Source organism: Streptomyces sp. NPDC001663 (assembly GCF_042893105.1).
Lineage (GTDB): Bacteria > Actinomycetota > Actinomycetes > Streptomycetales > Streptomycetaceae > Streptomyces.
The window spans coordinates 96712-114773 of record NZ_JBIAUR010000016.1 but is presented as its reverse complement, the minus strand read 5'-3'; the positions used below and the strand labels follow the sequence as shown (position 1 = coordinate 114773).

Below are 18062 nucleotides of genomic sequence, written 5' to 3'. Positions count from 1 at the left end.
GTTCCTTCGGGTTGTCTGGAGGGGGTCAGCCGGCGAGGACCGAGCCGTAGCCGGGGGTGCTCGCCGTCGGGACGCCGGTGGCCGACGGGCCGAAGCTGATCGCGCCGGTCGTCGAGGCGCTCGGCAGGGACCAGACCGCGCCGTCGCCGGAGTTCTCGCCCGGTGCCGCGATCGTGAGGCCCGTGGCCCTGGTCAGCAGGACGCGGGCGCCGAACCGGTCGCCCTTCTCCGAACTGCCGGGCACGCCCGCGGTGTTCTGCGTGAAGGTCTTGCCGCCGCTGGTCTTCAGGCCGGAGGCCGAGCCGTACAGGAGGGTGACCGCGCCCGCGCCGGAGTCCTCGCCGGGCGCGCCGATCGCGAGGTCGGCGTAGCCGTCGCCGTTGACGTCGGCGAGCGAGACGCCGGAGCCGAAGGCGTCGCCGGTCTCGGCGGTGCCGGGCACGCCCGTCGTGTCCTGGGTGACGGTGAACGGCGCGCGGGAGGTGTCCGCGCCGTCCGGGCCGCCGTAGCGGATGGTGACCCTGCCGCCCTTCGCACCGGCCGGGTCGGCGGAGGTCTCGCGGTGGTTGCCGACCGCCACGTCCGCGTAGCCGTCGCCGTCGATGTCGCCGACCGAGGAGACATAGCCGCTGGGCATGGTCACCAGCCAGTCGGTGAAGTTGCCGATGCTGCCGTCCACGAGGGTGGTGACCGCGTCGTCGGTGCCCTGCTCGCGGCCGTGCGCGACCAGGCCGGCGAAGCCGCGGCCGGTGACGTCACCGGTGGAGAGGTACTCGATGCCGTACGACTCCGAGTACGGGCGGGAGAGGTACGAGAAGGAGCCGCCGTTGCCGCCGTTGAAGGCGCCGGTCCTGGTGAAGGGGCCGGAGACGAAGTTGAGGCCGAAGGTGCCGGTCGAGCCGGTGGCGACCTCGGGCATCCCGTCGCCGGTGAAGTCGCCCGCGGCCACCGCCTTGCCGTAGCGGTCGTTGTCGCGGTCGTTGTGGTTGACGAGCGTACGGCCGCTGCTCAGGCCGGACTTGGCGCCCCAGACGATGACGATCGTGCCGTCGTTGGTGTCGCCGTCGACGTCCTCGCCGGGGGCGCCGACGACCAGGTCGGCGTAGCCGTCGCGGTCCAGGTCGGCGGAGGCGAGGGAGGAGCCGAAGGCGTCGTCGGTCTCGGCGGTGCCGGGGATGCCGGCCGAGTTCTGCGTGATCAGCGTGTGCTTCGTGCTGTTGAGGCCGGACGCGGTGCCGTAGACGACGGACACGGCGCCCGCCTTCGCCTTGCCGCCGACCGTGGCGGCCGGTGCGCCGATCGCGAGGTCGGCCCGCCCGTCGCCGTTGAAGTCGTACGGCTTCGCGGGCGTCGCCGCGTGCGCGGCGGGGGCGGTCAGGGCGAGCGGGGTGAGGGAGGCCGCGAGCAGGACGGCCAGCCGGCGGTACGTCACTGGGCGATCACCCAGCCGAAGCCGGCGTCGCCCTTGAGGGAGAAGTCGCGGGCGGTGAAGGACTTGGCGCCGGTGGTGGTGAGGCCGGTGGAGGTGCCGCGCAGGACGGTGACGGCGCCGTAGCCGTTCTCGCGGCCGGTGCCGACGACGAGATCGGCCTTGCCGTTCTTGTCGAGGTCGACCAGGCGGACCGAGGTGCCGAACTCGTCGTCCGTCTCGCTGCTGCCGGGGACGCCCGTGGTGTTCTGCGTGTACGACTTGGCGCCCGATCCCGTGAGGCCGGTGGCGGAGCCGAACAGGATCGTCACCGAACCCGAGTCCTTGGCCGTGCCGTTGTCCTCGTCGAAGGCGCCCACCGCCACGTCGGCGTACTTGTCGCCGTTGATGTCGCCGACGGCCAGCGAGAAGCCGAAGCGGTCCTCGGTCTCGCCGGAGCCGGGGACGCCCGCCGTGTCCTGGTTGATGACGGTCGGCGTCTGGGCCGGGTCGGGGCCGTTCGGGCCGCCGTACCAGACGGAGATCTGGCCGCCCTTGTGGCCGGTCTTCTTGTCGCTGCGCGGGTCCTCGTGGTCGCCGAGGACGAGGTCGCCGTAACCGTCGCCGTTGACGTCGCCGACCACGCCCTGGTGGCCGTCGGCGGCGGGCAGTTCGGTGGCGGCGTAGTCCGACTCGGGGTGGTTGTCCCAGCCCTCGGGGTCGTAGCGGATGTATTCGACGACGCCGCCCTCGTCGTCGTCCTGGGTGTACGGGTACACGCGCTCGGCCGCGCCGTCGGCGTTCAGGTCGCCCGCGATCACCTCGTACGTCGTGCCGACCTCGTAGACGCCGCTCTGGCTCGCGGGTTTGCCGGTGCGGGCGAAGGGGCCCCGGTACAGCTCGGTCCTGCTCTGACCGGTGACGGTGACGTCCGTCTTGCCGTCACGGTTGAAGTCGCCGGTCGCGATGCCGGAGGAGTAGCCGCCCCACTCGGTGAGGCCGGAGGGCGAGGGCAGCGAAGAGCCGCCGGACAGGCCGGACTTGGAGCCCCAGAGGACCGTGGCGGCACCGATGCCGTCGCGGTCGCCGACGCTCTCGCTCGGGGTGCCGACGACGAGGTCCGCGTAGCCGTCGCCGTCCAGGTCGCCGGCGGCCAGGCTGCCGCCGAACTGGTCGAGCTCCTCGGCCGTGCCCGGGACGCCCGTGGAGTTCTGGGTGATCACGGTCTTCCTGGTGGCCGACACACCGGAGGACGAGCCGTACAGCACGACGACCGAGCCGGCGCACGAGGCCGAGCCGACGGTGGCGCACGGGGCGGCGATCGCGGTGTCGCGGTAGCCGTCGCCGTTGAAGTCGCCGGACAGGCCGGAGGGCGCGGCGGAGGCGGTGGCGGCGGGCAGGGCGGTGAGCAGGCCGGTGGTGAGCGTCGCGGCCAGCAGGAGGGTGCGCTTGCGCAAGGAGGGGCTCCGTGGAGAAGGAGGAGGAGCCGGGCCCGAGGGTGAGGGCCCGGCTCCGGTACAGGGACGGTCAGTCGGCGAAGTTGGCGCCGAAGTACGGCGTTCCCGTCGTGGACACGCCCGAGGTGCTCGGGGAGACGGTGCGGGAGCCGGTGGTGGTGATCGTGGTGCCGTTGGAGGGCAGGTAGGTCACCGCACCGTTGCCCGCGTTCTCGGCGGAGCCGACGGTCAGGTCGGCCTTGCCGTCGCCGTTGACGTCGTCGAGCTTGACGTCGAGGCCGAACTCGTCGCCGTCCTCGTCGTTGCCCGGCACGCCCGCGGTGGACTGGGCGAAGGACTGGGCGCCGGTGGTGGTGTCCAGGCCGCTCGCCGTGCCGTAGAGGACGGTGACCGCGCCGGTGTCGGTGGCGCTGCCGATGTTCTCGCCGGAGACGCCGATCGCGAGGTCGAGGAAGCCGTCGCCGTTGATGTCGCCGAGGTCCAGCTCGGAGCCGAACCAGTCGTTGTTCTCGGAGGTGCCGGGGACGTTGCCGGTGTCCTGGGTGATGCCGGTGGACCCGCTGGGGCCGCCGGCGGAGCCGTAGGTGAGCCAGACCTTGCCGCCCTTGGCGGAGTCCGGGATCGAGGTGCCGTCGCCCGTGGTGGCGTTCCAGTAGGCGCCGCTGACGATGTCGCCGTAGCCGTCGTTGTCGATGTCGCCGATCGCGGTGATCACACCGGGCTTGAGGGCCTGGGCGGAGGCGACGCTCAGGCCGCTCGCCGTGCCGGGGATGTAGTAGTTGCGGTTCCAGCCGTAGTCGGTGTTCGTCTCGAAGCCGTCGACGACCAGGTCGGTGCGCTTGTCGCCGTTGACGTCGCCCGCGGTCAGGTTCAGCGGGCCGTTGGCGTCGCCGCCGCTCTGGATGGGGGGCTTGATCGTGTAGCGGCCGCCGGCGGTACCGGACGTGGTGAAGCCGCCCTTGTAGACGTAGATGGTGGAGGCGGAGCTGCCGACGGCCAGGTCGGCCTTGCCGTCGCCGTCGAAGTCGCCGGCGGCGAGGTTCTTGCCCCAGTAGTCGTGGCTGGAGGGGGCCGGGTCGGCGATGCCGACGCCCTTGCCGGTGATGCCGGAGGCGGAGCCCCACAGAATGGCGAGGCCGCCGCCGTCGGTGTCGCTGCCGACGTCCTCGCCGGGGGAGCCGACCGCGAGGTCGTCGTAGCCGTCGCCGTTGAAGTCGGCGTACGCGGTCTCCGCACCGAAGACGTCACCGGTCTCGGCGGTGCCGGGGTTGCCGGTGGTGTTCTGGCTGATGGTGGAGCGCTTGGCGGAGGAGACGCCGGTGGCCGTGCCGTAGAGGACGACCACCTGGCCGGCGTTCTTCTTGCCGTTCACATAGGCGCCGGAGGCCGAGAAGGCCACGTCGCCGATGCCGTCGCCGTTGAAGTCGGCCTGCGGGACGTGCGTGGAGTCCGCGGCCGTGGCCGTCACGGCCGTGAAGGTGAGCAGACCGCCCGTCAGAGCGGCGGCGGTGGCCGTCGCGAGGGCGAGTCGCAGAGGCTTGTGCATGCGGGTTCTCCTGCGGCATGCGGGGGATGCCTGGCGGGCATCCACAGTCGATGGGGTGCGCGCCGACCCGCGTTCACCGGGAGTTGTCCTCGGTTTCACGGGCCGGTCGGCGATCAGGAGACCTGTTCCGGGGCGTAAGGGTTGTACGTGAGTTCGGTAAATTCTTGAATCGTTCCGATGCTCCTGTGACGGTCAGCCGACCAGGAACTCCGACGTCGAGAAGGTGACCGTGGGCTTGTCCGCGACCAGCCCCTTCTTCACCCCGGCATAGACGGCGACGGTGTCCTGCGTCTCCCCCCGGTACGTCCGCACCGCGAGGTCGGCCCGACCGTCCCCGTCGAAGTCGCCCGCCGTCAGCACGCGGGTGGTGCCGTGGGCCGGTGGCTCGACGGTGACCATTCCCGCCTTCGACAGGCCTGTCGTACGACCCCGGAACACACGCAACTGCGAGCCGCTGGAGACGAGTTCGCTCAGGCCGTCGCCGTCGAAGTCGGCGGCGTCGAGCATGGAGCCGGGGGACGGGAGGGTGGCGCGCGTCGGGGTCGGGAGGTCGTAGCGCAGGGACGTTTCGCCCATCGCGCCGACCGCCGCGTCGAGGGCGCGGCCCTTCCCGAAGCGGCCGAGGGCGATGTCGATGCCCTCGGGGAGGACGACTCCGGTGCGGGTCGGGCCGGTAGGGCCGCCGAGCACGACGGTCGCCTTGCTGGTGCCCTGAGTCGTACGGACCACGAGGTCGTCGTAGCCGTCGTGGTTCACGTCGGCCGCGGGACCGGTCGGGAACTCGCCGGTGGAGGGGATCGGGGCGCCGGCCGCGCGGGGGCGGCCCTTGCGGCTGAACGGGCCGCGCAGGTAGCTGAGTTGGCCGCCGGAGGCATGTAGAACCAGATCGACGCTGTCGTCCCCGTCGAAGTCGCCGCAGACCGGCTGGTCGGGCCAGTCGTTGCCGAAGCGGGCGGCGGCGGGGACGGTGAGGTGGACGGCGTGGGTCAGTCCGGCGGGTGAGCCGAACAGGATCTGGAGGGGGACCGAGGGCCGGCCCTGGCCGTCGTAGGGCGGGTCGGTCGAGACGATCAGGTCGGTGAAGCCGTCCCCGTCGAGGTCGCAGCCGGCCTCCGCGTCGAAGACCGCGGGGAGTCGGCCCTTGGTACGGGCGGCGTACTTGGCGGGGCTGAGCAACTGCCGGGCGCCGGGGGTGAGTCCGTGCGCGCTGCCGTAGACGACACCGATGCCCGCGTCGTCGGCGTGACTGTGCGCCTTCACCAGGGCGTCGAGCACGAGGTCGCGGTGGCCGTCGCCGTTGAAGTCGTCGGCGGTCCTGCTGCCCTTGCCGCGGGGTATCGGGAGGCGGGCCGGGGCGTCGGCGATCCGTACGGGGGTGTGGTGGGCGGTCTTCGCCTCGGTACCGGGGCCGCAGGCGGCGAGGAGAAGGGTGCTGCAGAGGGCCGCCGTACAGATCCCACCTCTTCGCACGCGCACCGTTCACCTCGTCAGCACCGTCGACAACGCCTGGGCAATGATGCACGCGTTCGAGGTGGGGCGACAGTCCGGCGGCAAGGAGGACCCTGTGCAGTTGCGCAATGTCACACCGCACGACGTCGAGGCGTACGTACGCATGCGCTGCGATCCGGCCATGACGACCGACCTCGGCGGTCCGCTGCCGTCGGAGGGCATGCGGGACAAGGTGCTTCGGGATGCCCGGGAGGCTGCGGCGGACGTCTCCTGGATCAAGATGATCGTCCCTGATCCCGGCACGCCGGACGTGGTGGCCGGGGCGGTGACGATCTGGTCCCACGACACCGACGAGGGGCCGATCTCGGAGATCGGCTGGATGGTCCTGCCCGAGTTCCAGGGGCGCGGCCTGGGCAAGCGGGCGGCTCGTGTCCTGCTTGAACGGGCGCGGGACGAGGACCGCTGGGGAGTCGTGCACGCGTTTCCGGCGATCAGCAACGCCGCCTCCAACGGCGTCTGCAGATCCCTCGGCTTCCGGCTCCTCGGTGAGTGCGAGGTGACGTTCGCGGACCGGGTGCTGCGCAGCAACCACTGGGCCGTCACACCCGGCACCGACCTGAGCCGATGACCGACCCGAGCGGGCAGGTGGGGCCGATAGTGGAGGTATGAACACGGACGGAAGGAACATTCTGGCCCGGGGGCGCGTCGCGACCCGGTTGCCTGCTCAGGATCTGGAGCGGGCGCGGCGGTTCTACTCCGAGACGCTCGGTCTCGATCCCGTCGACGAACGGCCCGGCGGGCTGCTGTATCGCTGCGAGGGAGTGGACTTCGTGGTGTTCCAGTCGACGGGGGCTTCCCCCGGCACCTTCACGCAGATGGCCTTCGAGGTCGACGACATCGAGGCGGTGGTGGCTCAACTCAAGGCCCGGGGCGTCGTGTTCGAGGAGGTCGACGCGCCCGGCTTCCGTACGGAGGGCGGGATCGCCGAGATCGAGGGCAATTACCCGAGCAAGGGCGCGCGGGGCGAGCGCGGGGCCTGGTTCCGGGACAGCGAGGGGAATCTGCTGGGGGTCGGACAGCTGGTGTTCTGAACGCCGATGCCCCCAGGTCCGCGTGGGACCTGGGGGCATCGGGACGGCCGTAGAAGCTACTTCACCGGCTCCGGCTCCGGGGCGCTTTCCGTTTCCTCCTCGCCGGCCGGGTCGACCGGGGTCCTGACGGACTCGAGGAGGAGCTGGGCGACGTCGACGACCTGGATGGACTCCTTGGCCTTGCCGTCGTTCTTCTTGCCGTTCACGGAGTCCGTGAGCATGACCAGGCAGAACGGGCAGGCGGTCGAGACGATGTCGGGGTTGAGCGACAGAGCCTCGTCGACGCGCTCGTTGTTGATGCGCTTGCCGATCCGCTCCTCCATCCACATCCGCGCGCCGCCGGCGCCGCAGCAGAAGCCGCGCTCCTTGTGGCGGTGCATCTCCTCGTTCCTGAGGCCCGGGACGTTGGCGATGATCTCGCGCGGCGGGGTGTAGATCTTGTTGTGGCGGCCCAGGTAGCAGGGGTCGTGGTAGGTGATGATGCCCTCGACCGGGGTGACCGGGACCAGCTTGCCCTCGTCCACCAGGTGCTGCAGCAGCTGGGTGTGGTGGATGACCTCGTAGTCGCCGCCGAGCTGCGGGTACTCGTTGCCGATGGTGTTGAGGCAGTGCGGGCAGGTGGCGACGATCTTCTTCGCCGACTTCGGCTTGGCGGACTCCGGGACGACCTTGCCGTCGTCGTCCAGCTCCTCGCCGAACGCCATGTTCAGCGCCATGACGTTCTCCATGCCGAGCTCCTGGAACAGGGGCTCGTTGCCCAGGCGGCGGGCGGAGTCACCGGTGCACTTCTCGTCGCCGCCCATGATCGCGAACTTGACGCCCGCGATGTGCAGCAGCTCGGCGAAGGCCTTGGTGGTCTTCTTCGCGCGGTCCTCGAGGGAGCCGGCGCAGCCGACCCAGTACAGGTACTCGACCTCGGTGAGGTCCTCGATGTCCTGGCCGACGACCGGGACCTCGAACTCGACCTCCTTGAGCCACTCCAGGCGCTGCTTCTTGGCCAGGCCCCAGGGGTTGCCCTTCTTCTCCAGGTTCTTGAGCATCGTGCCCGCCTCGGACGGGAACGCGGACTCGATCATCACCTGGTAGCGGCGCATGTCGACGATGTGGTCGATGTGCTCGATGTCCACCGGGCACTGCTCGACACAGGCGCCGCAGGTGGTGCAGGACCACAGGACGTCCGGGTCGATGACGCCGTTCTCCTCCGCGGTGCCGATCAGCGGCCGCTCCGCTTCCGCGAGCGCGGCGGCCGGGACGTCCTTGAGCTGCTCCTCGGAGGCCTTCTCCTCGCCCTCCATGGTCTTGCCGCCGCCGGCCAGCAGGTAGGGGGCCTTGGCGTGCGCGTGGTCGCGCAGGGACATGATCAGGAGCTTGGGGGAGAGGGGCTTGCCGGTGTTCCAGGCGGGGCACTGCGACTGGCAGCGGCCGCACTCGGTGCAGGTGGAGAAGTCCAGCAGGCCCTTCCAGGAGAACTGCTCGACCTGGGAGACGCCGAAGACGTCGTCGTCACCGGGGTCGGTGAAGTCGATCGGCTTGCCGGCCGACGTCATCGGCTGCAGGGCGCCGAGAGCGGTGGCGCCGTCCGCGTTGCGCTTGAACCAGATGTTCGGGAAGGCCAGGAAGCGGTGCCAGGCCACACCCATGTTGGTGTTCAGCGAGACCACGATCATCCAGATGAACGAGGTGCTGATCTTGATCATCGCGACCAGGTAGATCAGGTTCTGCAGCGCCGTGACGCTCAGGCCCTTGAAGGCCACCACCAGCGGGTACGACGCGAAGTACGAGGCCTCGTAGCCGTCCACGTGGTGGATCGCACCCTCCAGGCCGCGCAGGGTGTAGATCGCGAGGCCGATGGTGAGGATGACGTACTCGACGAAGTACGCCTGACCCGCCTTGGAGCCCGCGAAGCGGGACTTGCGGCCGGGGCGCGAGGGCAGGTTCGACAGACGGATCGCGATGAGTACGACGATGCCGAGCACCGTCATCACACCGATGAACTCGGTGTACATCTCCAGCGGCAGCCAGTCGCCGACGATCGGCAGCGTCCAGTCGGCCTGGAAGAGTTGACCGAAGGCCTGCGCCAGGGTCGGCGGCAGCGTCAGGAAGCCGACGGCCACGAACCAGTGGGCGAAGCCCACGATGCCCCAGCGGTTCATCCGCGTGTGGCCGAGGAACTCCCGAACCAGCGTCACGCTGCGCGAGTAGGGGTTGTCTGTCCGGCTCCCGGCGGGCACGGGCTGGCCCAGCTTGAAGTACCGGACGAACTGGCCGATGGCGCGTGCGAGCAGGGCAACGCCGACCACGGTCAGGACCAGCGACACGATGATCGCGGCGAGTTGCATTGGGGGCTCCTCGGGCCTGCGAGGGGTTTCGTTCGAGGGCGGGGCCTCGACATTACTAAGCGGTAACTTATGCAGTCCGTCTGAGACTACCCCCATCTTCCATCGCACTGTAGCCAGGCGTGCAGTGATCTGGATCGCTGAGGGTTGCCTTAAGATCTGAACGTGTTATTCGTACCAAATTGGTACATTCGCCCCTAACTTAGATCCGTGCTATACGGGATCGCCGCCGCCACCACCGCCCTGCTGCTCGCCGCCGTGCTCACCGCGCTGCTCCGGGTTCCCGCCCTGCGCCTCGGCGTCGCCGACCGGCGGCGGCAGCGGCCGGTGCCGCTGTTCGGGGGTGTCGCGGTGGTGCTCGCCACCTGTGCGGTCGCGGTGACCGTCGACCGGACCGGCGTGGCGCCCCTCGGGTCCGGGGTCGGGGAACTGCTCGTCGCGGGCGGCGGGGTGGCCGCGATCGGGCTGATCGCGGATGTGCGGCGGATCAAGACGCGGGTCTTCGTCATCGGTACCACCATTGCGGCGGCGTACGTCGTGCCGTACGACGAGACCGGGCTGCCCGCCGGGCTGCTCGCCGTCTGCTGGATCGTCTTCGTCACCGTCGGGTTCAAGGCGCTCGACCATGCCGACGGGCTCGCGGGGACCGTCGGGGTCGTCACCGCCTTCGGGGTCGGTGCCTGTGCGGCGGCCGAGGTGATGGACGGTCTCGCGGTGCTGCTGAGTGTGCTGGCCGCCGCGCTGACCGGCTTCCTCATGCACAACTGGCCGCCCGCGCGCGTGGGGCTCGGCGCGTGCGGGTCGCTGTTCACCGGGTTCCTGCTCGCCGCCTCGGCCGTGTACACGCAGGCCGGGTACGGGCTCGCTTCCAGCGCCGGCGTGCTGTTCGCGCTCACCGCCGTCGCGAGCGCCGACGTACTCCTCGTCGTCCTGTCGCGGAGGCTGGCCGGGCGGGGGCTGTTGCGCGGCGGCCCGGACCATCTCGGGCACCGGCTGCGGCGGTTGGGGCTCACTCCACAGGGGGCGACCGTGCTGCTCGGCATCGGGGCGTTTGCGGGGGTGCTCGTCGGGGTGCTCGTGCACATGGGGTGGACCGCGGAGTCCGGGGTCTACTGGGTCGGGGCGGGAGCCCTCGTCGTCGTACTCATGCTGCTTCGGATCCCTGTCTACGGGCTCCGGCGGCCTCCGCCCACGCAGGCATCCACGCAGGTCAGGGGCCAGTTGCGTGTAAGGAACGGATAAGAGTTGAGTCCCTGCGACTCAGGTCTGTTGACCCATTGCCGGGCGTCGTGCACACTTGAGTCCGTTCCACTCAAGTCAGCTGGAGGAATTCACCATGGCACGTGCGGTCGGCATCGACCTGGGCACGACTAACTCCGTCGTCAGCGTTCTGGAGGGCGGCGAGCCCACCGTCATCACCAACGCCGAGGGTGCCAGGACCACGCCGTCCGTCGTCGCCTTCGCGAAGAACGGTGAGGTGCTGGTCGGCGAGGTAGCCAAGCGCCAGGCGGTCACGAACGTTGACCGGACCATCCGCTCCGTGAAGCGCCACATGGGCACGGACTGGAAGATCGAGCTCGACGGGAAGCAGTTCAACCCGCAGCAGATGAGCGCCTTCATCCTGCAGAAGCTGAAGCGCGACGCCGAGTCCTACCTGGGCGAGAAGGTCACGGACGCGGTCATCACCGTCCCGGCCTACTTCAACGACTCCGAGCGCCAGGCGACGAAGGAGGCCGGCGAGATCGCCGGTCTGAACGTCCTGCGCATCGTCAACGAGCCCACCGCGGCCGCGCTCGCGTACGGCCTCGACAAGGACGACCAGACGATCCTCGTCTTCGACCTCGGTGGCGGCACCTTCGACGTGTCCCTCCTGGAGATCGGTGACGGCGTCGTCGAGGTGAAGGCCACCAACGGTGACAACCACCTCGGTGGTGACGACTGGGACCAGCGCGTCGTCGACTACCTGGTCAAGCAGTTCCAGTCCGGTCACGGCGTGGACCTGAGCAAGGACAAGATGGCCCTCCAGCGCCTCCGTGAGGCCGCCGAGAAGGCCAAGATCGAGCTGTCGTCCTCGACGGAGACCTCGATCAACCTGCCCTACATCACCGCCTCCGCCGAGGGCCCGCTGCACCTGGACGAGAAGCTCACCCGGGCTCAGTTCCAGCAGCTGACGGCCGACCTGCTGGAGCGCTGCAAGACGCCGTTCCACAACGTCATCAAGGACGCCGGCATCTCGATCAACGAGATCGACCACGTCGTCCTGGTCGGTGGCTCCACCCGTATGCCCGCCGTCGCGGAGATCGTCAAGGAGCTCACCGGCGGCAAGGAGGCCAACAAGGGTGTGAACCCGGACGAGGTCGTCGCCATCGGCGCCTCGCTCCAGGCCGGTGTCCTCAAGGGTGAGGTCAAGGACGTCCTGCTCCTCGACGTGACCCCGCTGTCCCTCGGTATCGAGACCAAGGGCGGCATCATGACCAAGCTCATCGAGCGCAACACCACGATCCCGACCAAGCGGTCCGAGATCTTCACCACGGCCGAGGACAACCAGCCGTCCGTGCAGATCCAGGTCTACCAGGGCGAGCGCGAGATCGCGGCGTACAACAAGAAGCTCGGGATGTTCGAGCTGACCGGTCTGCCGCCGGCGCCGCGTGGCGTCCCGCAGATCGAGGTGTCCTTCGACATCGACGCCAACGGCATCATGCACGTGACCGCCAAGGACCTGGGCACGGGCAAGGAGCAGAAGATGACCGTCACCGGCGGCTCCTCGCTGCCGAAGGACGAGGTCGACCGCATGCGCCAGGAGGCCGAGCAGTACGCGGAGGAGGACCACCGCCGCCGCGAGGCCGCCGAGAGCCGCAACCAGGGCGAGCAGCTCGTCTACCAGACGGAGAAGTTCCTCAAGGACAACGAGGACAAGGTCCCCGGCGAGGTCAAGACCGAGGTCGAGGCCGCCGTCGAGGAGCTGAAGACCGCGCTCAAGGGCGAGGACACTGCCGAGATCCGCACCGCCACGGAGAAGGTCGCGGCCGTCTCCCAGAAGGTCGGCCAGGCCATGTACGCCGACGCCCAGTCCGCGCAGGCCGCGGGCGGCGAGTCCGCCGGCGCCGAGGCCCCGAAGGCCGACGACGACGTCGTGGACGCCGAGATCGTGGACGACGAGCGCAAGGACGGTGCCGCGTGACGGAGGAGACCCCGGGCTTCGAGGAGAAGCCCGACGTCCCCTCCGGCGCCACCCCCGACGACGCCGAGCCGCAGGCCGCCTCCCCCTCTTCGGGGGAGGGGGCGGCCCCGGCCGGGGACGCATCAGCACAGATCGCAGGCCTGACGGCCCAGCTGGACCAGGTGCGCAAGGCGCTCGAGGAGCGCACCGCGGACCTCCAGCGGCTCCAGGCCGAGTTCCAGAACTACCGCCGCCGCGTGGAGCGGGACCGGATCACGGTCAAAGAGATCGCCATCGCGAACCTCCTCACCGAGCTCCTGCCCGTGCTCGACGACATCGGCCGCGCGCGGGAGCACGGCGAGTTCGTCGGCGGATTCAAGTCCGTCGGGGAGTCGCTGGAGACCGTCGCGGCGAAGATGGGTCTGCAGCAGTTCGGCAAGGAGGGCGAGCCCTTCGACCCGACGATCCACGAGGCCCTGATGCACAGCTACGCGCCGGACGTCACCGAGACGACGTGCGTGGCGATTCTGCAGCCCGGGTATCGCATCGGCGAGCGCACCATCCGCCCCGCGCGGGTGGCGGTCGCCGAACCCCAGCCGGGGGCGCAGACGGTCAAGGCCGAGGGGGCCGACGAAGCCCCGGCGGCCGGCGACGACAAGGACAACGGCCCTGAGGAGGGCTGAAGTAAACACTGAGCGGAACACCGGAAAGGGGGCGCGTCGAGGATGAGCACCAAGGACTTCATCGAGAAGGACTACTACAAGGTCCTCGGCGTCCCCAAGGACGCCACCGAGGCCGAGATCAAGAAGGCGTACCGGAAGCTCGCCCGCGAGTACCACCCGGACGCCAACAAGGGCAACGCCAAGGCCGAGGAGCGCTTCAAGGAGATCTCCGAGGCGAACGACATCCTCGGCGACCCCAAGAAGCGCAAGGAGTACGACGAGGCCCGCGCCCTCTTCGGCAACGGCGGCTTCCGCCCGGGTCCGGGCGCCGGCGGCGGCTCCTTCAACTTCGACCTGGGCGACCTCTTCGGAGGCGGCGCCCAGGGCGGCGGGGGTTCCGGGGGCAGCTTCGGCGGCGGACTCGGTGACGTCTTCGGGGGCCTGTTCAACCGGGGCAGCTCGGGCACCACGCGCGTGCAGCCCAGGCGTGGCCAGGACATCGACACCGAGGTCAGCCTCAGCTTCACCGAGGCGATCGAGGGGGCGACGGTCCCGCTGCGCATGTCCTCGCAGGCACCGTGCAAGGCCTGCTCCGGCACCGGCGACGCGAACGGCAACCCCAGGGTGTGCCCGACCTGCGTCGGCACCGGTCAGGTGGCGCGGGGTTCGGGCGGCGGCTTCTCGCTCACGGACCCCTGCCCGGACTGCAAGGGCCGCGGCCTGATCGCGGAGAACCCCTGCGAGGTCTGCAAGGGCTCGGGGCGTGCGAAGTCCTCCCGGACGATGCAGGTCCGTATCCCCGCGGGCGTCTCGGACGGGCAGCGCATCCGCCTGCGCGGCAAGGGCGCACCGGGCGAACGGGGCGGCCCCGCCGGCGACCTGTACGTCACGGTCCATGTGTCCGCGCACCCGGTGTTCGGCCGCAAGGGCGACAACCTCACGGTGACGGTGCCGGTCACGTTCGCGGAGGCGGCGCTCGGCGGCGAGGTCAGGGTGCCCACCCTGGGCGGACCGCCGGTCACCCTGAAGCTGCCGCCGGGCACGCCCAACGGCCGCACCATGCGCGCCCGCGGCAAGGGCGCGGTCCGTAAGGACGGCACCCGCGGGGACCTGCTGGTCACCGTCGAGGTGAGTGTCCCGAAGGACGTGACGGGGAAGGCTCGTGACGCACTCGAGGCGTATCGCGAGGCGACCGCGGGCGAGGACCCGCGGGCGGAGCTGTTCCAGGCCGCGAAGGGAGCATGACCAAGATGGACGGCCGTCGACGCAACCCGTACGAACTGACCGAGGAAACCCCGGTCTACGTCATCTCGGTGGCGGCCCAGCTCTCCGGCCTGCACCCGCAGACCTTGCGCCAGTACGACCGCCTCGGCCTGGTCTCCCCGGACCGCACGCCCGGCCGCGGCCGCCGCTACTCGGCCCGCGACATCGAACTGCTGCGTACGGTGCAGCAGTTGTCGCAGGACGAGGGCATCAACCTGGCCGGCATCAAGCGGATCATCGAACTGGAGAACCAGGTCGCCGCGCTCCAGCAGCGCGTCGCCGAACTCCAGACGGCGGTCGAGGGCGCGGCGGCGGCGATGCAGCAGCGCGAGGCGGCGGTGCATGCGTCGTACCGCCGGGATCTGGTGCCTTATCAGGAGGTGCAGCAGACCAGTGCGTTGGTGGTCTGGCGGCCCAAGGGGCGGCAGACCGACTGACCCGCAGGTGTGAGAAGGGGCCCGGAAGTTCGACTTCCGGGCCCCTTCCGCATGGTGCGGCCGCTCAGGGTGTCAGGACCGCGTAGTCACCGCCGGGCGCCGACTCGGTGCCGTCGGCGTACCGGGCGGTCACCCAGTAGTAGTGGGTGGTGCCCTTGGCGGCGCCGGTGTCCGCGTAGGAGGTGTCCGTCGTGACCGCCAGCTTCTCGTACGCCTTGGTGTCCCGGTCCCAGCGGTAGACCTGGTATCCGGTGGCGTCGGCCACCGTGTTCCAGGACAGCGCGACGCCCGTCTCCCCGGTGCTCGCCGTCAGCCGGACCGGCGCGTCCTCGGGCGTCGCCACGCTCGGGGTCATGTCGAGCTCGGTCACGGAGACGGCGGTGACGCGCTCGTCGCTCCACTTGATGGCGGAGTTGCCCTCGTCGTCCACGGCGTCCATGAAGAAACAGACCTGGTCGCCGTCCGGGAGCGTGCTGTACGTGTAGGTGGTGCGGGTGGGCGAGACGTAGTCCGACGCGGTGCCGTAGCAGACCTGTTCGCCGTCCTCGCCGTCGAGGAGCTCGCCCCAGTAGACGACGTAGTGTCTCAGGTCGGTGGCGGCGTTCTTGTCCCACTTCAGCTCGAAGCCGTACTCGGTCGGGGTGACGTCCAGGCCGGTGACGAGGGCCGGCGGGTCGTTGTCCCAGATCTTGCCGTACTGGGTCTCGGACCGGGCGGACTCGTTGCCCGCGGCGTCGACGGCAGAGACCTGGTAGTAGTACACGACGCTCTCGGCGGCCGAGGCGTCCAGGTAGGAGAGCTTGTCCGTGCTGCCGAGCTCGGTGTACGTGCCGCTCTTGGTCGCCGCCCGGAAGACGCGGTACGACGCCGCGCCCTCGACCGCGTTCCAGCCGACCTCCAGCCCGCCCGTGCTGCCGGTCGGGGTCACCTCGCCCGTCGCCTTCACGATGGTGGGCACGCCCGGCGCCACCCGGTCGACGGTGGTCACGCCCTGGTCCGCCGTACCGGCCGACTCGTTGCCGACCCTGTCGTAGGCACGGACCTCGTAGTAGTACGTCTGGCCCGTCACCGGCAGGGTGGTGTCGGTGTACGACGTCGACGTGGTCGTCGCGAGGGGCTTGCTGTCGAAGGACGTGCCCTTGAGACGCCGGTAGACGCGGTAGCCGGCGAGGTCCATCTCCTTGTTCCTGGACCAGGTCAGCTTCGCCTTGCCCGTCGCGGAGTCGTACGACACCGAAGTCCCGGTCGGCACAAGGGGCTTGACCTTGTCGGCGGTGGCCGAGAGGCGGGGCAGGTAGGCGAAGGAGACGTTGGCGGTGCCCGTCCAGTTGACGTAGTCGACGCGCAGGGTGTGCTTGCCGGAGGGGATGGTGACGTCCACGGACTTGCTCTGGTTCGTGGAGACGTTCTTCCAGATGTCGACCTTGCGCACGCCGTCGAGGTAGACGCGGATGCCGTCCTGTGTGGAGACCGGCAGCGAGAAGGGCCCGCCGGAACCGAAGTCCCGGGTGACGGTCCAGCGGACGCCGAAGTTGTCCTTCGGGAGGCCCGAAGCCGGGGCGCCCGTGCCCCAGTTCTGGTCGATCGCGCTGTCGCAGTCCGTCTTCTTCGCGGTGCCGGAGAAGGACGTGTTCGCGTAGAACTGCCGCTTGTAGACCGGCGAGGCGCAGGTCGTCGCGGCGGAGGCGGGCGTGGTGACGGCGGAGAGCAGGGTGCCCGCGGTGGTCAGCACGACGGCGGCGGCGACCGTCGTCGTACGTCTGGCTGGGTTCATTCGGTCCTCTGGTCAGGATCGGAACGGCTGGTGGAGCTGCCGTGATCACGACTCGCGAGGTATCGGGTTGGTTGTACGGATCTTTGCCTTCTCCTTGCCTGCCATTGAGTGGGCAGTCCGTAAAGGGTGTTTGGAGGCGGTTTTGCCATCTCTTCACAAGATCGGCGGAGCGTGGCGTTGCGCACTCGTTAAGTGATTCCGCTTGACGCCTCGGGGCCGCTCCGCGTTGGCTTTTCAGTCACCCGGGTCGCAAAGCTGCGCCCGCGTCCGGAAGGCATCAGAAGTGAGCTCCCCCATGCGTCCCACGCGCCGTACGCGTCGCACCGCCATAGTCGTGGCAGCGTCCACGATGACCCTGTCGCTCACATCGTGTGGCGTGCTCAACGTTTCGGGGGACAGCAGCTCCGCGAGCCCCACGAAGGGCAACGACGTCACCATCGGGCTGCTGCTGCCGGAGACGGCCAACACCCGGTACGAGGACTTCGACTACCCCATCATCAAGGAGCAGGTCGCCTCCCTCACCAAGAAGCAGGGCAAGGTCGACTACGCCAACGCCGACCAGGACGCGGACAAGCAGGCGCGCCAGATGCAGCAGATGATCGACGACAAGGTCGACACCATCCTGCTGGACGCCGTCGACTCGCACGCCATCGCGAGCGAGGTGAAGAAGGCCAAGGACGCGGGCATCCCGGTCATCGCCTACGACCGCCTCGCCGAGGGCCCGATCGACGCGTACATCTCCTTCGACAACGAACTCGTCGGCGAGGTCCAGGGCCGCACCCTGCTCGACGCGCTGGGCAGCGACGCCGACACCTCCGACAAGATCGTCATGATGAACGGCTCGCCCACCGACCCGAACGCCAAACAGTTCAAGGCGGGCGCGACGTCCGAGCTCAACGGCAAGGTGACGATCGCCAAGTCCTACGACACCAAGGACTGGGACCCGAAGAACGCCGAGGCCAACATGAAGTCGGCGATCGACGCGATCGGCAAGGGCAACATCGCCGCCGTCTACTCCGCCAACGACGGCATGGCGGGCGGCATCGTCACGGCCCTGCAGAACGCCGGGGTCACCAAGCTGCCGCCGATCACCGGGCAGGACGCGGAGTTGCCGGCCGTGCAGCGGATCGTCGCGGGCGAGCAGTACATGAGCGTCTACAAGTCGTACCCGCAGGAGGCCCAGGCGGCCGCGCAGATGGCGGTCGCCAAGGTGCAGGGCCACGACATTCAGTTCGACGCCCTCACCCAGGACACCGTCGACAGCCCCACCAACAAGGACATCCCGGCGCAGCTCGTCACCGTGACGGCCCTGACGAAGAAGAACATCAAGTCGACGGTCGTGGCGGACGGCATCTACAAGATCTCGCAGATCTGCACCTCGAAGTACGCCTCGGAGTGCGCGGCGATCGGCCTGAAGTAGCCGACGGCGGCGGGAAGCCGAGAGGGCCGGGGGAGACCGCTCCCCCGGCCCTCTGCCGT

Annotated in this window: 14 protein-coding genes; 8 read left to right on the top strand and 6 right to left on the bottom strand. The window is 69.7% G+C overall.

Annotated elements, in window-relative coordinates; all coding sequences use genetic code 11:
• Positions 1-25: 25 nt before the first annotated feature.
• The 4 genes from ACFY1L_RS40920 to ACFY1L_RS40905 form a co-directional block, all read right to left on the bottom strand.
• A complete protein-coding gene (locus ACFY1L_RS40920) occupies positions 26-1432 on the bottom strand; it encodes a hypothetical protein (RefSeq protein ID WP_388836618.1) in 1407 nt (468 codons plus the stop codon).
• Positions 1429-2865 carry an FG-GAP-like repeat-containing protein gene (locus ACFY1L_RS40915; RefSeq protein WP_388836615.1) on the bottom strand — a complete coding sequence of 479 codons (1437 nt, stop codon included), beginning with the start codon at positions 2863-2865 and terminating at the stop codon, positions 1429-1431. The genes ACFY1L_RS40920 and ACFY1L_RS40915 overlap by 4 nt, the downstream gene beginning before the upstream one ends.
• A 70-nt stretch (positions 2866-2935) precedes the next feature.
• Entirely contained in the window at positions 2936-4411 is a 1476-nt protein-coding gene (locus ACFY1L_RS40910) for an FG-GAP and VCBS repeat-containing protein (protein ID WP_388836612.1), read from the bottom strand.
• 192 nt (positions 4412-4603) lie between these two features.
• On the bottom strand, positions 4604-5887 hold the full coding sequence (locus ACFY1L_RS40905) for an FG-GAP repeat domain-containing protein (protein ID WP_388836609.1): 1284 nt from the start codon (positions 5885-5887) through the stop codon (positions 4604-4606).
• 88 nt (positions 5888-5975) lie between these two features.
• Between ACFY1L_RS40905 and ACFY1L_RS40900 the strand changes: the two genes are divergently transcribed.
• Positions 5976-6488, top strand: a complete 513-nt coding sequence (locus tag ACFY1L_RS40900) for a GNAT family N-acetyltransferase (RefSeq protein WP_388836606.1) — start codon at positions 5976-5978, stop codon at positions 6486-6488.
• A 37-nt stretch (positions 6489-6525) separates the two neighbouring features.
• Positions 6526-6951, top strand: coding sequence for a VOC family protein (locus ACFY1L_RS40895; protein WP_388836603.1), 426 nt, complete (start codon positions 6526-6528; stop codon positions 6949-6951).
• Between the two features lie 56 nt (positions 6952-7007).
• Here ACFY1L_RS40895 and ACFY1L_RS40890 read toward each other — a convergent pair whose 3' ends face one another.
• The gene (locus tag ACFY1L_RS40890; protein ID WP_388836600.1) at positions 7008-9290 is read right to left on the bottom strand and encodes a (Fe-S)-binding protein; all 2283 of its coding nucleotides are present in this window, start codon (positions 9288-9290) and stop codon (positions 7008-7010) included.
• Positions 9291-9497: 207 nt separating this feature from the next.
• On the opposite strand from ACFY1L_RS40890, the gene ACFY1L_RS40885 reads away from it, so the two are divergent.
• The 5 genes from ACFY1L_RS40885 to ACFY1L_RS40865 all read left to right on the top strand — a co-directional run bounded on the left by ACFY1L_RS40885 (position 9498) and on the right by ACFY1L_RS40865 (position 14809).
• Positions 9498-10529: an MraY family glycosyltransferase gene (locus ACFY1L_RS40885; RefSeq protein WP_388836597.1), complete on the top strand. Its 1032-nt coding sequence runs from the start codon at positions 9498-9500 to the stop codon at positions 10527-10529.
• 94 nt (positions 10530-10623) lie between these two features.
• Positions 10624-12468: a molecular chaperone DnaK gene (gene dnaK / locus ACFY1L_RS40880; protein ID WP_361275748.1), complete on the top strand. Its 1845-nt coding sequence runs from the start codon at positions 10624-10626 to the stop codon at positions 12466-12468.
• A complete protein-coding gene (gene grpE, locus ACFY1L_RS40875) occupies positions 12465-13130 on the top strand; it encodes a nucleotide exchange factor GrpE (protein WP_388836592.1) in 666 nt (221 codons plus the stop codon). Before dnaK ends, grpE begins: the two co-directional genes overlap by 4 nt.
• A 42-nt stretch (positions 13131-13172) precedes the next feature.
• Positions 13173-14354: a molecular chaperone DnaJ gene (dnaJ, locus tag ACFY1L_RS40870; RefSeq protein WP_361275745.1), complete on the top strand. Its 1182-nt coding sequence runs from the start codon at positions 13173-13175 to the stop codon at positions 14352-14354.
• A 5-nt stretch (positions 14355-14359) separates the two neighbouring features.
• A complete protein-coding gene (locus ACFY1L_RS40865) occupies positions 14360-14809 on the top strand; it encodes a heat shock protein transcriptional repressor HspR (RefSeq protein WP_388837035.1) in 450 nt (149 codons plus the stop codon).
• A 64-nt stretch (positions 14810-14873) separates the two neighbouring features.
• On the opposite strand, the gene ACFY1L_RS40860 is transcribed toward ACFY1L_RS40865, so the two are convergent.
• Positions 14874-16583, bottom strand: coding sequence for a PA14 domain-containing protein (locus ACFY1L_RS40860; RefSeq protein WP_388836588.1), 1710 nt, complete (start codon positions 16581-16583; stop codon positions 14874-14876).
• 295 nt (positions 16584-16878) lie between these two features.
• Between ACFY1L_RS40860 and ACFY1L_RS40855 the strand changes: the two genes are divergently transcribed.
• On the top strand, positions 16879-18003 hold the full coding sequence (locus ACFY1L_RS40855; protein ID WP_388836585.1) for a sugar ABC transporter substrate-binding protein: 1125 nt from the start codon (positions 16879-16881) through the stop codon (positions 18001-18003).
• Positions 18004-18062: the final 59 nt, after the last annotated feature.

Excerpts from the sequence above, each read along its gene's own strand:
- ACFY1L_RS40910 (WP_388836612.1), bottom strand. The coding sequence starts at position 4,411 with ATGCACAAGCCTCTGCGACTCGCCCTCGCGACGGCCACCGCCGCCGCT.
- ACFY1L_RS40895 (WP_388836603.1), top strand. The coding sequence starts at position 6,526 with ATGAACACGGACGGAAGGAACATTCTGGCCCGGGGGCGCGTCGCGACC.
- ACFY1L_RS40890 (WP_388836600.1), bottom strand. The coding sequence starts at position 9,290 with ATGCAACTCGCCGCGATCATCGTGTCGCTGGTCCTGACCGTGGTCGGC.
- dnaK (WP_361275748.1), top strand. The coding sequence starts at position 10,624 with ATGGCACGTGCGGTCGGCATCGACCTGGGCACGACTAACTCCGTCGTC.
- dnaJ (WP_361275745.1), top strand. The coding sequence starts at position 13,173 with ATGAGCACCAAGGACTTCATCGAGAAGGACTACTACAAGGTCCTCGGC.
- ACFY1L_RS40865 (WP_388837035.1), top strand. The coding sequence starts at position 14,360 with ATGGACGGCCGTCGACGCAACCCGTACGAACTGACCGAGGAAACCCCG.
- ACFY1L_RS40860 (WP_388836588.1), bottom strand. The coding sequence starts at position 16,583 with ATGAACCCAGCCAGACGTACGACGACGGTCGCCGCCGCCGTCGTGCTG.
- ACFY1L_RS40855 (WP_388836585.1), top strand. The coding sequence starts at position 16,879 with ATGCGTCCCACGCGCCGTACGCGTCGCACCGCCATAGTCGTGGCAGCG.